The 17,778-nt window shown below is 65.5% G+C and carries 16 protein-coding genes and 3 pseudogenes; 11 read left to right on the top strand and 8 right to left on the bottom strand.

Annotated features, from left to right (window positions below; all coding sequences use genetic code 11):
* Positions 1–66: 66 nt before the first annotated feature.
* From EV192_RS13720 to cas6e, 7 genes are read left to right on the top strand one after another with little or no spacing between them, the layout of a single operon-like run.
* Positions 67–282, top strand: coding sequence for a hypothetical protein (locus tag EV192_RS13720; protein WP_132114977.1), 216 nt, complete (start codon positions 67–69; stop codon positions 280–282).
* On the top strand, positions 279–2,657 hold the full coding sequence (gene cas3, locus EV192_RS13725) for a CRISPR-associated helicase Cas3' (RefSeq protein ID WP_132114979.1): 2,379 nt from the start codon (positions 279–281) through the stop codon (positions 2,655–2,657). The genes EV192_RS13720 and cas3 overlap by 4 nt, the downstream gene beginning before the upstream one ends.
* Entirely contained in the window at positions 2,654–4,630 is a 1,977-nt protein-coding gene (gene casA, locus EV192_RS13730) for a type I-E CRISPR-associated protein Cse1/CasA (RefSeq protein WP_132114982.1), read from the top strand. Before cas3 ends, casA begins: the two co-directional genes overlap by 4 nt.
* A complete protein-coding gene (gene casB, locus EV192_RS13735) occupies positions 4,623–5,222 on the top strand; it encodes a type I-E CRISPR-associated protein Cse2/CasB (protein ID WP_132114984.1) in 600 nt (199 codons plus the stop codon). The genes casA and casB overlap by 8 nt, the downstream gene beginning before the upstream one ends.
* Positions 5,219–6,340 carry a type I-E CRISPR-associated protein Cas7/Cse4/CasC gene (gene cas7e, locus EV192_RS13740; protein ID WP_132114986.1) on the top strand — a complete coding sequence of 374 codons (1,122 nt, stop codon included), beginning with the start codon at positions 5,219–5,221 and terminating at the stop codon, positions 6,338–6,340. Before casB ends, cas7e begins: the two co-directional genes overlap by 4 nt.
* A gap of 7 nt (positions 6,341–6,347) precedes the next feature.
* Positions 6,348–7,079 (top strand): type I-E CRISPR-associated protein Cas5/CasD, encoded by a 732-nt coding sequence (gene cas5e / locus EV192_RS13745; protein WP_243726805.1) that lies wholly within the window; start codon positions 6,348–6,350, stop codon positions 7,077–7,079.
* Positions 7,070–7,864 (top strand): type I-E CRISPR-associated protein Cas6/Cse3/CasE, encoded by a 795-nt coding sequence (gene cas6e / locus EV192_RS13750; protein ID WP_424923353.1) that lies wholly within the window; start codon positions 7,070–7,072, stop codon positions 7,862–7,864. The genes cas5e and cas6e overlap by 10 nt, the downstream gene beginning before the upstream one ends.
* A 439-nt stretch (positions 7,865–8,303) precedes the next feature.
* Here cas6e and EV192_RS54685 read toward each other — a convergent pair whose 3' ends face one another.
* From EV192_RS54685 to EV192_RS56800, 7 genes and pseudogenes are all read right to left on the bottom strand, one after another.
* Positions 8,304–8,876: an IS3 family transposase gene (locus EV192_RS54685; protein WP_207926017.1), complete on the bottom strand. Its 573-nt coding sequence runs from the start codon at positions 8,874–8,876 to the stop codon at positions 8,304–8,306.
* A gap of 41 nt (positions 8,877–8,917) precedes the next feature.
* Positions 8,918–9,238: pseudogene (locus EV192_RS57355) on the bottom strand (IS3 family transposase); the annotation flags it as partial.
* A complete protein-coding gene (locus tag EV192_RS54695) occupies positions 9,211–9,354 on the bottom strand; it encodes a hypothetical protein (RefSeq protein WP_207926049.1) in 144 nt (47 codons plus the stop codon). The pseudogene EV192_RS57355 and the gene EV192_RS54695, both read right to left, overlap by 28 nt.
* 15 nt (positions 9,355–9,369) lie before the next feature.
* A pseudogene (locus EV192_RS57360) lies at positions 9,370–9,537 on the bottom strand (transposase); the annotation flags it as partial.
* Between the two features lie 158 nt (positions 9,538–9,695).
* Positions 9,696–11,267: pseudogene (locus tag EV192_RS54700) on the bottom strand (C40 family peptidase); the annotation flags it as partial.
* 690 nt (positions 11,268–11,957) lie between these two features.
* Positions 11,958–13,304 (bottom strand): BTAD domain-containing putative transcriptional regulator, encoded by a 1,347-nt coding sequence (locus EV192_RS55700; protein WP_279493263.1) that lies wholly within the window; start codon positions 13,302–13,304, stop codon positions 11,958–11,960.
* Between the two features lie 7 nt (positions 13,305–13,311).
* Positions 13,312–13,731 carry an AfsR/SARP family transcriptional regulator gene (locus EV192_RS56800; protein WP_279493265.1) on the bottom strand — a complete coding sequence of 140 codons (420 nt, stop codon included), beginning with the start codon at positions 13,729–13,731 and terminating at the stop codon, positions 13,312–13,314.
* A 215-nt stretch (positions 13,732–13,946) separates the two neighbouring features.
* Between EV192_RS56800 and EV192_RS13775 the strand changes: the two genes are divergently transcribed.
* The 4 genes from EV192_RS13775 (at position 13,947) to EV192_RS13790 (ending at position 16,513) form a co-directional block, all read left to right on the top strand.
* A complete protein-coding gene (locus tag EV192_RS13775) occupies positions 13,947–14,615 on the top strand; it encodes a response regulator (RefSeq protein WP_132114992.1) in 669 nt (222 codons plus the stop codon).
* A gap of 403 nt (positions 14,616–15,018) precedes the next feature.
* A complete protein-coding gene (locus tag EV192_RS13780) occupies positions 15,019–15,363 on the top strand; it encodes a peptidoglycan-binding domain-containing protein (RefSeq protein ID WP_165960370.1) in 345 nt (114 codons plus the stop codon).
* Positions 15,364–15,597: 234 nt separating this feature from the next.
* Complete coding sequence (locus tag EV192_RS13785) at positions 15,598–16,089, top strand: RICIN domain-containing protein (protein WP_165960371.1); 492 nt, start codon at positions 15,598–15,600, stop codon at positions 16,087–16,089.
* Positions 16,090–16,144: 55 nt separating this feature from the next.
* Positions 16,145–16,513, top strand: a complete 369-nt coding sequence (locus EV192_RS13790; protein ID WP_165960284.1) for an alpha/beta hydrolase family protein — start codon at positions 16,145–16,147, stop codon at positions 16,511–16,513.
* Between the two features lie 70 nt (positions 16,514–16,583).
* Here the strand turns inward: EV192_RS13790 and EV192_RS13795 are convergent, their stop codons facing one another.
* Positions 16,584–16,826 (bottom strand): hypothetical protein, encoded by a 243-nt coding sequence (locus EV192_RS13795; protein WP_132115000.1) that lies wholly within the window; start codon positions 16,824–16,826, stop codon positions 16,584–16,586.
* Between the last annotated feature and the right edge of the window lie 952 nt (positions 16,827–17,778).

The raw sequence follows: 17,778 nt of genomic DNA on the forward strand, positions 1-17,778 counted from the left end.
CTTCCCGGCTGTCTCCAACAGAAGGAAGTGGTCATGATTGTAAACGAGCCTCCGACGTCGTCAGGCGTGAGCGATGATGATCGGCCGTGGACGCTTCGTACATTGGTCATCGGAGTGATCGCTGGCGTGGCTGCGGCGTTCGCCGCTGTGCCTACCTGGGTGGTGGTCAAGCAGATCGCGGCGGGCCTGGGAGGGCCCTTGGTGCCTGTGTCGGCGGCAGTCGTGATCAGCGGAACGGTCTTCTGGAAGGCCGTCGACATGCTCCGGCGTAACGTCCGATGACCGCTACTCACGTGCCGCCAGCGTTCGCTGCGTGGGGCAAGGCGTCTGGGGAGCGGGTCCATCCGCTGGTCTGTCATGTTCTGGATACGGCGGCCGTGGCGGAGCGGCTGGTGGATCTTGTCCTTGGGCCGCGTTGCCGAGCCGAGTTGTGTGCCGGTTTCGAGCCGCTCGGCAGTCCGAAGGAGTGGATCGCCACTCTGTGTGGCCTGCATGATCTGGGGAAGTACACGCCGGGGTTTCAGGCACTGAAAGTCGATCTCGCGAGGGACCGGTTCGGTACGCCTGCCGCGACGGACCTGCAGGCGGTACGGAAACAGAGTGGTCTGGGGCGGCGGGTGGACACTCCGCATGGCTTGGTGACTGCGATGCACGTGCAGGACTTGTTGCTGTCGTGGGATGTCCCGTTTGACACGGCCGAGTTCCTGGCCGCGGCGTTGGGTGGCCATCACGGTCATTTTCCGGACGGTTCGGCGGTGCGGCAGGCTCGGCGGGAGATCAACAACCACGGTCGGGCAACGTGGCAGGGGTGGCGTGACGGCCTGGTTGGTGACGTGGTCCGGCTGCGTGGTCTGCCGGACCCGAGCACGCTTGCGTGGCGGGACGTGCATGTAAGCGTCAGTGCCGCTGTGGGGCTGGCCGCGTTGACGACGATCAGCGATTGGATCGCCTCGGACGTCAGCAGCTTCGAGTTCGCCGACGCCCCCGACCTGGCCTATTACCCAGAGGTGGCGCGGATGCGCGCCGCAGCCGCGGTGAGCCGGCTCAAGCTACGTTCCTGGGAGCCGGCGTCCGACAGCTTCGCGGGCTTGTTTCCTTCAGCGGAGCCGCCGTTCCCGGTGCAAACGGCGGTCGAGCAAGCGGTGGCCGGCCGCAGGGAGCCCACCTTGGTGATGGTCGAGGCGCCGACGGGTGAGGGCAAGTCCAAGGCCGCGTTGCAGGCCGCGGCCGCGCTCGTGCGCAACGGGGGCCTCAGCGGGGTGTACGTGGCCATGCCCACCCAGGCCACCAGCAACCAGATGTTGCGGGAACTGGAGCAGTTGCTCAACGAGCACGGCGATGATCTTCCGGTGCAGCTGATCCACTCCAACGCCAAGGAGTATCTGGAGGAGCGGGCTGCCACGCCGACCCATGTCGGTGTGGACGACCCGGGTGATTCGGATGTCGCCGCGCAGGAATGGTTCACGCGTAAGAAGAATCTGTTGGCGACGATGGGTGTGGGCACGGTCGACCAGGTTTTGAAGGCGGTGATCCGGTCCGGGCATGTGTTCGTGCGGCTGACCGCGATGACCAACAAGGTGATCGTGATCGACGAAATCCACGCATATCAGGCATATATGTCGGTGTTGCTGGATCGGCTGCTGGCTTGGTTGGGGCGGCTGGGGGTGTCGGTGGTGCTCTTGTCTGCCACGTTGCCCGCCGGCCGTCGCCGGGATCTGGTCGCGGCGTGGCAGTCCGGTGTTCTTCGTTGCTTGCCACGGGAAGCGCCCGCGCTGCCCCCGTCGACGGCGTACCCGCGGGTCACGGTCGCCACAACAGGCACACCCGACGTGGTACCGGCGAAGCTTTCGACACTCAACTCCAGTCGCCCCGTCACAATGGTGCGGAAAGCGGACGAGGAGATCACCGAGTGGGCGTTCGCACGGGTGGAAGGGGGTGGCTGTGCGGCCATCATGCACAACCTGGTGCGTAGGGCCGTCGCCACACACGCCGCCCTGGAGAAGGAGATCAACGCTCTGCCCGAAGCTGTGCGACCCCAACTGTTCTTGATCACCGGGCGCACGGCCGCCGGTGAGCGACGCAGGATCGAAGGTGAACTTCGTACGGCGTTCGGCACAGGCGGGACCAGGCCGCGGGCGATCGTGGTCAGCACCCAGGTGCTGGAGCAAGGTCTTGATCTTGATTTCGACGCTCTGCTCACGGATCTGGCCCCGATGGATTGGGTGATCCAGCGCGCCGGGCGGCTGCACCGGCATCGCCGTGACGCGTCTCGGGGAGAGGCCGCGTTGGCGATCGCCGGCGTGGTGGACACCGACGCTGGGCCTCGGTTCCCGCAGTATGTCGACAGGGTGTATGCGCCGATGATGTTGCTGCGCACGTGGGCGCTTCTGCGGGATCGCAAGGAGGTGTCGCTTCCGGGCGAGGTGCCCGCTCTGGTCGACGCCGTGTACGGGCCCGCGGACGCTGTCGCGTGTCCGGCAGGGTGGGAAGAGGCGTGGCGGGTGGCGGAAGAAAAGTTGCGACGCGCCCAGGAAGTGTCCGACCGTAACGCTCGGTTGATGTATCTTCCTCTTCCTCATGCGGTCAGTCATCTCAGTGAATTGACCAAGCACAGCAAAGATCCACGCCGAGCGCGGGAGAAACGTTACCGATCATGAGCGTCTCCGAGGATGCCCTTGTCGAGCAGTCGGTCGAGGTCGTTCTGTTGCGTGCCGCCGAGCACGACGGGGTCATCCCCGTGGGTGGTGACGTTTCGGTGGTGTTGACCGCCTCCGAGCCCGTGGACTCGGCTACTGTGGCGGCGTTGCGGGACGCGGTAGTCCAACTGGACAGCCCGAGCGACCTTCCCGCTGACGTACTCCAGGCGGTCATCGACTCGCCGACACCCGTGCTGTTTCAAGGTTCCCCGTGGCTACGAGGTTACAAGGCCCTGGTTCTCACCGACGGCCACTGTACTGTGGCTGGTCACGTCTTGTGCTATCGGGGCAGCTTGGTGCTCGAACCAGACGAGCCCGTGGCACAACCGCGCGCGGATCAGCATCTGTCATTCGACTTGCGGCAGGAGCCGTGGATCCCGGTTGTCGACCTGGAGGGGCAAGCGAGCACCGTCAGCCTGGAACGCCTCATCCTGGAGGCGCACCTGTTCCGGCGTATCGCTGCGGAAGCGCCTACCATGACCGCGGCCCTGTACCGTCTCGTCCTCGCCCTCGCACACCGGGTCTACGGTCCGGCCAGTGAACAGGCGTGGACAGACTTGTGGTCGGCGAAAGAATTTCCCCGCGATCGTCTGCGCACCTATATGGACGATTTCGCGGACCGTTTCGACTTGTTCCATCCGCGTCGCCCGTTCCTGCAGTGCGTTGAGCTCGGGTCGCTCCCACCGGCCAGTCCGGGAAAGCTGGTGCCCTACCGGGCGGTCGGCAACAACGTGACGCTGTTCGACCACACCACCTCCACGGACCAGATCGTGCTGTCCGCAGCGGAGGCGGCACGGTGGCTGGTGACCACCCAGGCGTTCGACCCCGGCGGGATGAAAACCCCGTATGAGAAGGACAAGTCGTCCGAACGCGCGCCGTGCAACCTGTTGGGCGTCGTGGTGGTCGAGGGAGCCAATCTCAAGGAGACGTTGCTGCTCAACATGGTGGTGTACGAGCCGGACTACGAGAAGCCACGGATGACCACCCCCGGCGACCGGCCCGAGTGGGAGGATCCGTCTGGTCCGTCGCCGCTTCCCAGCGCCCCGCGGACGGCACGGGGATGGACGGATCTGCTGACCTGGCCGTCCCGCAGAATTCTGCTGTCGGTCAACGACCAGAAGGCCGTGAGTGGGGTTGTCGTCACGCCCGGGACGCGACTGAACGCGTACCTTCCCGATGAGGAAAAGATGGTGGCGTTCCGGCGACCCCGTGACGGGAAAGGCACCATCAAACGGGACGCGCCGATGCTTCCCGTCAGGCTGCATCCCGTGCGGGGAATCTGGCGCCACAGCGTGGAACTGCTCATGACAGACCTCTGGACAGAGGACAGGAACCGGCAGCGGCCGCCTGCTCTGGACCAGATCGCGGACCTGGCCAACCGTGGCCGCATCCCGCCGGGCACCGTCTACACCCTGCGCGTGTTCGGGCAACAGCTCGACTCCAAGGCGTCCGTGGTCGAGGCGTGGATGGAAGAAGAGGTCCCCGCACCGGTCGCTCTTCTGCGTGCTCGTGACGAGAGCGTCGGTGCGCTCATCGGAGGCGCGATCACCCTGGCCGACGAAGCCGGGTCGGCCTTGCGCGCGCTGCAGGCCAACTACCGTCGTGAGCTACGCGCCACCCCGGCCTCCGACATCGACCTTCCCTACTGGCCCCGCCTGTCCCGCCCATTCAACGCTTTCCTGGTGCGGCTGGGTGAGGCCCTGATCAACCTCACGTCCGAAGCGCCGACCGCCCACAAGTGGATTCGTGACGTAACAGCCATCGCCAAGTCGGTCGCCGACCGGTGGGTCGCGGGATCACCCGCTGAGGCCAGCAAACTACTCGTCCTGGGCAAGCATCTCGGACAGTTCCACAAACGTATGGCCATCGCCGCACTGAAGTTCCAGTCGGACATCGCCATCTACACCACACGAGGGGAGGACACCGGTGAGTGATCCGGTCGTGTCCCGGCGAGCGGAGTACATCAAGTACCTGCACGGCCTCGACGCAGGGCTTCGGTCGTTCCATCCGAAGCGCGTGTCCGAGGCGCGTCGGACGTTGGCGTGCTTGCGTAACAGTTTCGTCGAGGGCAGGCAGTTGCAGGGATACGAGATCGTGTTCCAACAGAACCCGCCCGATGACGACGCCGAGCAAGAGACCTGGTTGTTGGTCGGTGGCCTGTTCGCTCTGCACCCGCTGGTGTGGCGGGCCACCAAGGGTCCTCGTTCGCTCGGTGCGTCGATGGGCAAGCTGAGCAAGAAGCTGGTCAACAATTCCTCGGTCGGCCGGCGGTTCACCCAACTGCTGGCCAAGGATCGGCACACTCTCCCCTACCACCTGCGGCAGGCCATTCGGCTGCTGTCCGCCCACGACATCCCTGTCCACTATGGTCAGTTGCTGGACGACCTCGTGGTCGTCCTGGGCAGGGACTACCGCGGGGACCGAGCCAGCAAGGTGCGACTGAAGTGGGCGCGCGAGTTCCACATGCCCGTGTCCGAGGACACCGGCGAGCCATCGACTACCGAACCCCCGGAGAACACCGCGTGATCATCGAGTTGCATCTGCTCCAGTCGTTCCCGGTGAGCAACCTCAACCGCGACGACACCGGCCAACCCAAAACCGCCACGTTCGGCGGCCACCTGCGCGGCCGGATCTCCAGCCAGAGCCTCAAACGCTCGGCACGGATGCTGTTCCAGCAGTATGGATTGGACACGTCCGAGGTGGGTGTTCGCACCAAACGCCTCCTCGACAACGTGGTCGACTCGTTGGTCCGCGAAGGGCGTGACCGCGACCAAGCCCGGGTCGTGGCGACCGCGGCGCTGCAGCAGCTCGGGTTCGGCCTGGACGCCGCCAAGGGCTTGACCCAATACCTGCTGTATGTCAGTGGCGAAGCCGTCGGCCACTTGACCGGCTATTGCCAGCGTGACTGGGACACCTTGACAGCGTTCGCCGCCGCCAAGACCAATGCCCAACAAGCCAAGGTCAAAGTGGACAAGACGCGGCAGGCCGACGCCCGGCGCATCCTCGACGCCAGCCGAGCCGCCGACATCGCCCTGTTCGGGCGGATGATCGCCGACAACAAAGACCTCAACGTCGACGCCGCGTCCCAAGTGGCCCACGCCGTCTCCACCCACGTCGTCGTCACCGAGTTCGACTTCTACACGGCCGTCGACGACCTCAAACCCCACGACGAGTCCGGCGCCGACATGATCGGCACCATCGACTTCAACACCGCCTGCTACTACCGGTACGCCAACGTCGACACCACCCAACTGGCCCACAACCTGCCCGGCGACACCGACCTCGTCCAGCGCACCACGAAAGCGTGGCTGCACGCGTTCATCAACGCGGTCCCCGGCGGGAAACAGAACTCGATGGCCGCGCGGACCATGCCCGACACCCTGCTCGGCGTGGTCCGCGAACGCGGAGCGTGGAACCTCGCCAACGCGTTCCTCAAACCCGTCATCGACAACGACCTCATGGCCGGCTCCACCCGGCGGCTCATGGACCACTTCACCAAACTGACCGGCTTCTACGGCACCTCCCAGATCCATACCGCCACAGCCGCATCCGTCTCCGGGGACCTGCCCGAGCATGATGGTGTCCGGATCGTCCGGAGTGTCGACGAGTTCGCCTCCGCCGTGCTGTCCAGCGCCGAGGCGTGACCAGTCCATGACCGACGAACAGCCGATGTCGCTAGCCTTGTGCTTCGACGCGCCAATGCAGTCCTGGGGAACCAGATCACGCGGCGTCATCCGCGACACCAGCCTCGAGCCCACGAAATCCGGTGTCGTCGGTCTGCTCGCCGCAGCACTCGGAATCGACCGCGACAACAACAACGCCATCGCCGAGCTCGCACAACTCCGCCTGGCCATTCGCGTCGACCGCGAAGGCATCCTGGAACGCGACTACCACACCACCCAGAACGTCCCTACCACCCAAGGAACCGGACACCGCACCGTCGTCAGCGAACGCTACTACCTGGCCGACGCCCTCTTCCTCGTCGTCCTCGAAGGCCGGCAGCAACTGCTGACCAGCGTCGCCGGCGCGGTACGGCAGCCACACTGGCGACTGTCCTTCGGCCGCAAAGCCTTCGTCCCCGCCCGGCCACTCCTGCCACCAGACGCCGCCCCGATCCGCGCCTCGGCGGAGACCGTCCTCACCGAACACGGCTGGCTCGAACCATCACCCTACCTACGGGCAACAGCCCACCGCGACACCCAACGCCCCGGCCTGCGGACAGTCGTGGAATGCCCACCCAACACCGTGGGCGCCGAAGCACGCTACGACCACCCCATCACCTTCACCCCCGGCCAGCGACGCTTCGCACCACGCACCGTCCTCGTCAGCGACGTACCCCTCACCGACACCATGATCACCACGGGAGAGAGCCTGTGTATCTGACCAAGCTCACCATCAACCCCCACTCCCGCGCATTTCGCCGCGACACCGCCAACATCCACGACATGCACCGCACCATCATGTCCGCCTACCCCGACAGCCCCGACCGCGCCACCTACCGGCACACCAACGGCGTCCTCTGGCGCATCGACCCCACCCACGACGCATTCCTGCAATACATCCAAAGCCACACCCAACCCACCTGGGACCAACTCCCCGAAGGCCACCTGCTCAAACCCGCCGAAGTCCGCCCACTGCAACCCGTCCTGGACTCCATCACCGCCGGCCGCCGCTACGCCTTCCGGCTACTGGCCAACCCCACCCGCTGCATCCGCACCGACGACAACCCCGAACACCGCAAACGCGTCCCTCACCGCCTGCCCGCCAAACAAATCGAATGGCTCATCAACAAAGGAGAACAACACGGCTTCGTCATCCCCACCAGCCGCACCGGCGGACCGGACGTCGCCCCCGCCCCCGCCCCCACCCTCCGCGGCAAGAAACAAAACCACAACATCACCATCGAACCCGTCCGCTTCGACGGCCACCTCGTCGTCACCAACCCCCGCACCTTCACCCACGCCATCCTCAACGGCATCGGCCGCGCCAAATCCTACGGCTGCGGCCTCCTCACCCTCGCACCCACACAAACCCACATAACCCACCCACACCCGACCGCCCCACCATCCCAAACCGAATGTGAAACACTGTTACATTCAGCGAACCTGCATGTCAAGAAGTGTCGTCCCCGCGCGAGCGGGGATGGTCCCGGGGAGGACCAGCAATGACCAGCAGCGTCCCGGTCGTCCCCGCGCGAGCGGGGATGGTCCCACCAGCAACGCCAGCGCGACCCGCGCGAGCTGGTCGTCCCCGCGCGAGCGGGGATGGTCCCTGTTGTCTCGCCGCGTTGTCGATGCTGTGGCAGTCGTCGCCGCAGGAGTGGGGAGGAAGAGATGAATGCTCGCTGTGGAGTTGTCAATGACCGAGCGAGTAGCAGCGGTCGACGGATGACTCGACGGCGCGTTGTGGTGGCTGTCCGGCAGCCAGGTTTCCCTGCTGTCCATGTGCCTTGGGTTGGCCGAAGCCATGTTGCCGTACTCAGCGCGGTGTCAGTCCGGAATCTCCTCACGTCAGCAACGGTCTGGCTGTCGTTGCTGCCGGTGGCCACTGTCGTTATGGCTATGTGATTGGGCTATGTGTCAATCCCCTGGAATCGTGGACACGGTCTTATGCCACTTCGGTCCTGACCTGCGCCGCTGATGCTGCTCGTGCGTATGCCATCTGATGCTCGAACGGGATCGGGGCCAGTCCATCGTTGGCGCTGTGCCGGCGGGTGGTGTTATAGAAATCCGCGATCCAGGTCGCGACCTTGATCCGCGCCTCAGCTCGTGTAGAGAAGTGCTGCCGGTGCACGAACTCGACCTTCAGTGTCGAGTTGAACGCCTCGGCCGCGGCGTTGTCCAATGCGGACCCAACTCGGCCCATCGACTGCACCACACCCAGCGCCCGACACACCGCAGCAGTCGCCGCAGCGGTGTATTCCGACCCGCGATCCGAGTGAAAAATGACCCCGTCCACGTCACCACCCCGTGTCGCGGCGGCCATCCGCAACGAGGCCACCACCAACGCAGCATCGTGGTGCGCGGACATCGCGTACCCCAGCATCCGACGCGAGAACAGATCCTCGGTCGTCGCGAGGTAGAGCGATCCCTCACCGGTGTCGATCTGCGTGACATCCCCGCACCACAACACATCCGGTGCCACGGCGGTGAAACTCCGCCGGACCAGATCCCGGGCCACCGGTCGTTACCCTGCCGGGTCAGCGACCGCCTACGCTTCGGCGGTCGACCGGCCAGACCGAGCTCGGCCATCCGCGCCGCAACGGTGTTTTCTGAGATCCTCCAGCCGGCCTCGCGCAGGTCACGAGTGATCCGCGGGCTGCCGTAGGTGCCGCCCGAGGCGGTGAACAGCCTTCTGATCTGCACATCCAGCCGCTCCCGCCGTAGGTCACGGGCGGTGGGTATGCGGTTGATCCACTTGTAGAACCAGGATTGCGAGACCTCCAGGGCCCGGCAGGCGATCGCGTGCGGGATGCCGTACTGAGTCCTCTGGGACGCGATGAACTCCGCCACGATCACTGGTTCATCGCGTCCTTCACCCACAGGACCACGGAGCGCTTGAGGACATCACGCTCCATCTCCAACTCGGCTTTCTCTTTGGCCCACCGCGCTTGTTCGGCCCGCAACCGGGCCAACTCCTCGCGCTCGGACTCGCTCACCGACCCATCCCCGGCCTGCCCGGCCTCGGCCTGACGTCGGTCGGCCCGTACCCAGTTGTGCAGCGTGTACGCGCTGATCCCCAACTCCCGCGCGACCTGCGCGACCGACTTGCCGGTCTCGGCCACGATGCGCACCGCACCCGCCCGAAACTCCGGGTCAAACCGGCGTCTTGTCTCTCCCACGACCTGATCATCTCTCTTGGTTCAGGTCTCCACGCTACGAGGGGAAGCACATAGCCAACGTTGCTGCCGGTGAACCATGCCTCGATGAGCGCGTCTCCGGTTCCCGTCCGCGGTGGCGAATAGGGACTGAGTGGATCATGCGAGTTGTCCTGTGACACGACGTACTGGTTCCCCATGAAGATGGCCACGTGGCTGGTGCGTTCCCTGTGGTTTGTCCAGAAGATGAGGTCGCCGGGTCGGAGGGCCTGTCTGCTTATGGCGTGCAGGTAGGTGCTGTCGATCTCCTGGTTGGTGCCGCCTCCGCCCGGCGCGATGTCAATGTCGCCGGCGATGCTGTACATCCACCGCACGAAGCCGGAGCAGTCGAACCCGACGGTGCTGGTGGCGGGGCAGGGGTGAATGTCACCGGTATACCCCTCACAGGTTCCGTGGGACGGACCCGGTGCCGAGCGGTGGCCACCTCCCCACACGTAGGGAATGCCGCCCAACGTACCGAATCGGCTGCCCAGAACACGCTTCTGGTCGGCTGCCTGACCGGCTGAGGTTGGGGCATCGTAGAGCCAGTGCGCGTACTGGGCCACGCGCGGCCCGACCTCGTCTCCCCTCGCGCATGAGGTCATTCCCTCGATGAGGACGCAGCCGACCTGGACGATGGTCCCGCCGTAGAGGGCGTACTTGGTGTTGGGCCCGACGATGCCGTCGGCAGGTGGCGCGTTGTCGGCCTGGAAAGCCTTCACCGCGGCCAGCGTCGCCGGTCCGAAGATCCCGTCGAGGCTCAGGCCGGCGCCGTGCTGGTTGAGCAGGCTTTGCAGCTCGGTGACGCAGCCGTCGCGTTCACCCTGCTCGATGAGCGTCGGGCAGGCCGGTGACGTCAGGTTGATCGGGCTGGGCGCGCCGGGTCCGCCGACACCGGAGTAGAGGGCGTTTTGGGTGTCCGGGCCGACCACACCGTCGACCGCCAGGTGCGCGTGTGACTGGAAAGATTCGACGGCGGCTAGTGTCGCCGGTCCGAAATCGCCGTCGACAGCCAGGCTTTGTCCCTGGCCGTTGAGCAGGCTCTGCAAGGTGACCACGCATCCGTCGATCTCGCCCTGTTTGATGAGGTTCGGGCAGGACGGAGACCGCAGGTCGACCGGTGGCGCCGAGTGTCCGGTACCGTCGTAGAGCGCGTTCTTGGTAATTGACCCTACAATGCCGTCAGCGGTCACGCTCGCGCCGGATTGGAACGATTGTACTGCGGCGAATGTCGCGGGTCCGAAAATGCCGTCAAGCACGACGTGGGCGCCATGTTGGTTGAGCAGGCGCTGTAGTTCGACGACGCAGCCGTCTGTTTCACCCTGCGTGATGAGCGTCGGGCATTGCGCGCTGTTGAGGTTCACCGCCGCCGGTGCGGCAGACGCGGTCGGTGCAATACCAGCAAGGAACGCCAGGAACAGCAGCGGGACGATGGCCAAGGAAATCCGGAGTACCAATAAGTGACCAGACTTTTGATTTCGTCGCATAGATGCTCCTCGGACCCAAGTATGACGCCATCGGACCTTACGGGTTGGGCCTGTTTCAGTCGTCCCATAGGAGGTTGAGGCACGTAGTACGGTTTTTGTATTCTGAGATCCACCAGACGTGGTAGTCACGATCCTCTGGCGGTGGGCTCGGTGGCCAACAGTTTCCGGACTTGTTCGGCGTCGGAAGTGCGGTGTTGGGCCTCGTACAGCTCCAGCGCGTTCTGCCATGCGGCACGGGCTTGTCGGTGGGCGTCCACGGCCGTGTACGTCTGGCCGAGGTTGGTCAGGACTTCGGCTTCGGCGTCGACGTTGTCCAGGTCGCGATAGATGGCGAGCGCCTGGGTGTGCTGGCTGGCTCGGTGGGCGATCGTGCCCAGCGTGTCCAGGATGTCCGCCTGACCGAGAGGGTCATCGCTACGACGGGACAGCGCCAGTGCCGCCTCACCGGCGACGCGAGCCTGGTCGTGGCGCCCGAGTTGGGACGCGTACCACGCGACCGTGTTGGCGGAGCGGCCTTCCCATACGGGATCGCCCAGGGTGTGGAACAAGTTCCTGCTGCGCTCGGCGTGCGCAAGCCTTGCTAGTTGTCCCCACGGCCAGGTGAGGACGGAGTGGGCGACTGCCAGTCGCCGGTGGTCCCCGATCCGCCGGGCCAGGCTCACGGCCCGCCGCAGGTGCCCGACCGCGGCGCCGGGATGACCTGACCGAGCGCACGCGACGCCAAATCCGAGACGAGCCATGTGCAGCACCACGTCGTGCCAGCCCCGTTCGGTAGCCAGTTGCTGGACTGCCAGCAGGCAGGCGTACTCCGCAGCGAGCCACGCCAACGCAGCCGCCCCATCGGCTGGAGACCGCGGAGCGTCGCCGGAAACGGGGGTCCCGATCGCAATCGACAGGCGATGCGGGTCCAGCACCCGTTCAGCGGCGAACGCGGTATGCAGGTAGAAGTCCGCCAATCGCCGCAGCGCCGTGTCCTGGTAGTACTCGGGGCGGTCGCCGAGGACGTGGCCGGAGGCGTAGAGACGGACCAGATCGCGCATCCGCCACCGGCCTGGGACGGGCTGCTGGAGCAGCGAAGCCGCTCCAGCGCCCGCAATACGGTCGCGGTGCGTGTGGTGGACAGAGCAGTGGGAGCTGCGGCGGCTGGCAGCCCGATGTCCGGGCCGGGCGCGCGTCCGAGCAACCCGAACACCTCCGCCTGCTCGGCGGAAAGGGCGTCATAGGACCAGGACAGCACCGCCGGCAAGCTGGCGGCCGGGACCCCGTCGTCCAGCGCGGCCAGCCGCGTGGTGGCGTCACGGAGTTCGCCGCGAGGATGGCCAGGGGAAAGTCCGGATGCGCTTCGGCGCGGCCGGCGACAATGCTCAACGCAAGCGGCAGACCGGCGCAGTAGACCAGCAGTTCGGCGATCGCACCGGCTTCCGCGGCCAGCTGTTGGTGGCCGAACCGGGCGGCCAGCAACGCGCGGGCTTCCGGTTCGGTGAGGACGTCCACGGGCACGGCACGAGCACCCTGGGCTGTGATCATGCTGGTTAGCCGGTCGCGGCTGGTGACCAGCACCATGCTCCGGCCGCCTGGCAGCAGTGGCGTCACCTGGGCCGGGTCAGCGGCGTTGTCGAGCAGGACCAGCATCTGTCGGCTGGCCATCAGGCTGCGGAACAGCCCTTCCTGGGCATTCAGATCCGTCGGGATCGCGGTCGGGTCGACGCCGAGCGCGCTGAGAAAACCACGCAGCACCGTCTCTGGAGAGGTTCGTTCCCCTGACGGGTCGAAGCCGCGCAGGTTCACGAACAGCTGCCCGTCGGGAAACCGGTCAACGTTCTGGTGTGCCCACTGCAACGCCAGCCAGGTCTTGCCGATTCCACCAGTCCCGCCGATCGCGGAGATCACGACCGCCGCGCCGTGCTCGGCCTGGCTGTCCAATGCGTCGGTGAGGATGGCGAGCTCGCGTGTCCGGCCCGCGAACAGCCGTGGTGGTATTGGAAGCTGGCGAGGTACTGGAGTTCGGACAGACCCAAGCGTGGCCGGCACCGGGTCTGTGGTCAGGATCCCTTGATGCAGCCGCCGCAGGTCCGGCCCCGGCTCGGCGCCCAACTTCTCGACGAGTTGTTCCCGGGTGTGCTGGTAGTGCCGCAATGCGTCGGACCGGCGGCCACTGAGATACAGCGCGAGCATGAACTGACCCGCAATGCGCTCATCCAACGGATACCGCACCGTGCTGGCGGACAGGTCAGGCAGCAGATCGGCGAGCCGACCACAGCGCATCGCGACATCAGTGCGATGGAGTTCGGCGGCCAGCCTGTGAGCAACCAGGGGCGTCGCGCACGCGGTTGATCCAGAAGGTGTCGATGCCGGCGAACGCCTCCCCGCGCCATAGTGCCCGGGCCTGCTCGTACAGCGACAGCGCCTGGGCGTCGTTCTGGGCCGCTCGCGCTTGGGTCACCAGGTGGCGGTACCGGTGCAGGTCGACAGCCAGCGGGTCACCCGTCAGGACGTAACCGCCCGCCCGGCGGACGATGCCCGCGTGCCCACAACCGGCCAGCACTCGACGCAGCCGGCTGAGATAGCTGTACAGGGTGCTTCGGGCACTCGCCGGCGGCCGCTCACCCCAGACTCGATCGACGAGTTGCTCGACCGTCACCACACGCTCGGCGTCGATCGCCAGTACCACCAGCACGGACCGTTGACGCACCTGACCGAGGTCAACCAATCGGCCATCGACACAGACCTCAAAAGTGCCAAGAACCTTGAACTCGGCAGGCATTCACCCTCCCCGAGGAGCAACCTACGACGCTCGCGCCCAGCGGATACAAGATTTGCCCAAGGGCTTCACCAGATCGGCCGAGCATCGTGGGAACAGGTTCGGACCAGCATTCCTGGATACCTTGCCGAGGGGGTGAACAGACCATGACCAAGGTGCTCATCGTGGACGAGCATGACCTTCTCCGTTCCGGCCTCACGGCCCTGCTGCGCCAAGCACCGGCAGGCTACGAGGTCATCGAGGCATCGACCGGAACCCAAGCCGTCGCCACCGCGACTGCCGAACGACCCGACGTGATCCTGATAGACATCCGGATGCCCGGCATGGACGGCGTCACCGCCACCAGCAAGATCCTCTCCGCGGCGACCGAGACACCTCCACGCGTGCTCATCCTGACCACCTTCGACCACGACGAGTACGTGCGAGCCGCGCTGGGTGCGGGCGCCAGCGGTGTCCTGCTCAAGACCCTCCCGGCCGAGCGACTGTTCGCGGCCATCGAGGCGGTGGCAGCAGGCGACCTGCCGTTTACCCCGGGCATCGCCCGTCGGCTGATCCGAGCGTTCACGCGGGACATGGACGCGGCGCCAGCGCCCAGCGCGGACCTGGCAGCGGTCACCAACCGAGAACGAGAGGTACTCCGGTTGGTCGCACGAGGTCTGTCCAACGGTGACATCGCCAATCGACTCACACTCGCCGAGGCGACGGTCAAGACGCACCTGTACCGCGCCATGACGAAAATCGGAGTGAGAAGTCGAACTCAAGCAGTCGTCTACGCCTACAGAATGGGCCTAGTGCCCTCGATTCGACAACAGTAATTCGCCGAGCCTGACCCATAAATGCGCGCGGTTGCGGTCAAAATATTTAGACCAAACAGGGAAGTGGAGTGACCTGCGAGAAAGGCAGTCGCCATGTAGCGACCTCTTTGGCTGTGACCATCGCGACGTTGTTCAGCGTGTCAAGCGCCTCGGCGGCGCGGCTGGCGTCACCAACATCGAATTGCGTTACAGCCACTCCTGCCGTGCCCCGCGGGCCCGGATCACCGGCGGGAATCCAGGCCATATCAGCGTGAGTCCTGGGCATGCGACTATGAAAACGGCGGCAATATCGACTGCACTACGGGCTACTGAGTCATGGCGCAAATTCAGGAAGCGAAATCCCCAGCCATTGAAGGGAAATGAGATCGTGAGACGAGTTGGCACACTCCTGGCGGCGGTCGGCATGGCCGCGGCGCTGAACTTGGGCACATCTGGCCCGGCCGAGGCCAATACCCATGTCGGCGTTCTCGGTGATTGTTACGGCTGTATCAACCATGGGCACGGTGTGTGGTGCGTGCAACACATGCTGAACGTCCTCGGCTACCATGCCGGGGCAGAGGACAGTTTGTTCGGACCAAAAACATCGGACGCGGTCCGCCTGTTCCAACAGGACAACGTGAATGGGCGACCCGACGGATTCGTCGGCCCTGTGACCGGCACCATACTCCTGGACACCTGGCAAGACACCGGCCACAACAACGGCTGGGGCGGATACTGCGGGAAATACCTGCCGACCACCCACAACTGAACCATCTGACTGTGCGGCCGCAGCGCGCACTACGGCTACTCGTCACCGACCACCCGCCGCCTACGCCGCGCTGAAATGCGACCTCGCCGACCAAACCCACCCCAGCCGCGAGGTCATCACCATGACCAGCCTCAGAGTTACCCGACTGCTCCTAATGATCAGAACAGCACGCCGTCCTAGTCGCGGCATTAACCCCGCATTACCGCGATAGCGCGACGTAACAAAGGAGGATCCGTGAAACGCCTCACAACGATTCTGGCACTGGCCGGGCTACTTGTAGCCGCCGGGACACTCCCGGCTACGGCCGCGACAACCGACCGCACAGCGGAGACGTCGAACAAGTGCGAGCAGAAGAACAGATACCAGAACAGGGGTTCCGGCTACTACCTCGACGCCAGTGGGGGCGGCGGCAAGGGCACCAAAGTCATCACCTGGGACTGGAACGGGGGTGCCAACCAGTACTGGTGTATGGAGCGGGCGTCGGAGGGCGGATGGTACTTCCACCCCTCCTACAACCTGAACCTGTGCATGGACTCGCCAGACAGCCGCGAGGACAGCCCCGTCATCTGGAACTGCAAGGGCAACGCCAACCAGCGCTTCAATGTGAGCGGTAACCTGATCTGGCTGCGCCGCAGTGGCTGGTACGTGACCGACGACGGCCGCGGTTCGCAGGTCTTCATGTCCGCTCGGCCCAGTGATTTCGGCAGAGACGCCTACTGGGACTAGCGACGCTCACCGGCCCCGGGCTGTTCGCCGGGGCCGGTGTGTCAACCACATCAAGATGATCAAGCGACAGATGTTCGGCCGGGCTGGCCTCGCGCTTCTACGCAAACGGATCCTGCTCACCGCGGTCCGACACAAATACCGACGACCTCGCGGCACGCACAAGGCCGATCCACCGGTACGCACCTACCCCGTCCGGCCCGGGTTGACCTTCCACGGACAACGACACAGCCACAAAGCCTGGATGATCGCCGACGGCATCCCCGAGACCGCCCAAGCCCGTCGCCTCGACAACCGCATCGCCGAGACCGACGGCCACGTCGCCCCGGAAGTCCAACGACGCCTCATGCGATGCCTGGAACGCCGATGGCACAACGCCCACGCGACAACCAACCCCGCGCTACCAGCCCACAACCGGTCAGCATGACCCCACCGCGACGAAGCGGTGGGAAACCAACGTCAACTGGTCCAGAAGGGGTCGGCTCTGGCCGGCGTGATCAGCTGACCGGCGCCCGAGGCTTGATATCGTTGGCTTTCAACGAGGTCAAGCCTCGGGTCGAGGTACGTACGGGAACTCTGCCTGCTGCACGCAGAAGCTGAGCTTTGCCGGTGCGTTCCAGCAGCCCGGTCTTGCGTGCGGTCCGGCCCTGCGTGCCGGTGAAGAAGGTGATGTTCCCGCTGGGTTGGTCGGCGTACCAGACAGGCACCGTGAGCGGCAGCCAGTCGTCGTCGCCGGCCACGCTCAGCACGCCAACTTAAGGCTGTTCCGGGAAGTTCTCGCGTTCGGTCGCGGTGAGCACTCGTGCCATGGTTGGACTCGGCATTCGCATACCTCAGCGGCCATCGCGCATAGCCGGCTGCCCACCACCGCCGCGAAAATGTCCTTAGTCTGGTGGGGAAGGAACGGGCTCTCGTCCGAATCCAGGTCACCGCACCGCACATCGCGGTGTGCTGCACGCCTTTCCCGGCAGTCCACATCGAGGATCGGTCCGGCGAAGGAGACCAGTGATGACGACCCTGCCCGACGAGAACCTGCCGCGACGAAAGGTGCTCAAGTTCCTGGGCGCAACCGCGGGCGCGGCAGGGATCTCCACCGTCATCGGCACCCCGGCCGCGGCCGACGTGAACCTGCTCGCTGCTCCGCCGGACTCCGCGGCAGGCGTGCCGCCGACCAAGCCCGAGCTCGAACAGATCCGCGGGGAAGCCCACCAGTTCACGGCGAACTTCGTCGGCCAGGGATTCTTGGCGCCACAGATGGACATCTGGGTGTGGCACGCCCAGCAGTGGGTGAACACGGTTTATGGCGCAGTGCCCGGGTTCGTGCCGGCGCCGGAGGACGGCCATACCGGCTGGCCGACGATGTTCGCACTGACCCGTGCGCTGCAGATCGAACTCGGCCTCAGCGGCAGCCAGCTGTCGGACACCTTCGGGCCGACCACCATGTCGTTGCTCACCAGCAAGTTCGGCGACATCGGACCGGGCAAACCGGAGAAGGTCATCCGGATCCTGCAGTGCGGGCTGTACTGCAAGGGCTACTGGGGCGACCAGCTCAGCGCCATCTACGGCGACGCCACCGGAGACTCGGTGGCCGAGATGCGCCGCAACATGGGGTTCACCGACTCGCGCAGGACGTTGTCCCCCAAGGAGTTCAAAGCGCTGCTCACGATGGACGCCTATGTCGTGGTCGAGAAC

Source organism: Actinocrispum wychmicini (genome assembly GCF_004345645.1).
GTDB lineage: Bacteria > Actinomycetota > Actinomycetes > Mycobacteriales > Pseudonocardiaceae > Kibdelosporangium > Kibdelosporangium wychmicini.

Bases quoted from the DNA above. Each gene is read 5' to 3' on its own strand.
- cas3 (WP_132114979.1), top strand. From the start codon at position 279: ATGACCGCTACTCACGTGCCGCCAGCGTTCGCTGCGTGGGGCAAGGCG.
- casA (WP_132114982.1), top strand. From the start codon at position 2,654: ATGAGCGTCTCCGAGGATGCCCTTGTCGAGCAGTCGGTCGAGGTCGTT.
- cas5e (WP_243726805.1), top strand. From the start codon at position 6,348: ATGACCGACGAACAGCCGATGTCGCTAGCCTTGTGCTTCGACGCGCCA.
- EV192_RS55700 (WP_279493263.1), bottom strand. From the start codon at position 13,304: ATGCGCTGTGGTCGGCTCGCCGATCTGCTGCCTGACCTGTCCGCCAGC.
- EV192_RS13775 (WP_132114992.1), top strand. From the start codon at position 13,947: ATGACCAAGGTGCTCATCGTGGACGAGCATGACCTTCTCCGTTCCGGC.
- EV192_RS13780 (WP_165960370.1), top strand. From the start codon at position 15,019: ATGGCCGCGGCGCTGAACTTGGGCACATCTGGCCCGGCCGAGGCCAAT.
- EV192_RS13790 (WP_165960284.1), top strand. From the start codon at position 16,145: ATGATCAAGCGACAGATGTTCGGCCGGGCTGGCCTCGCGCTTCTACGC.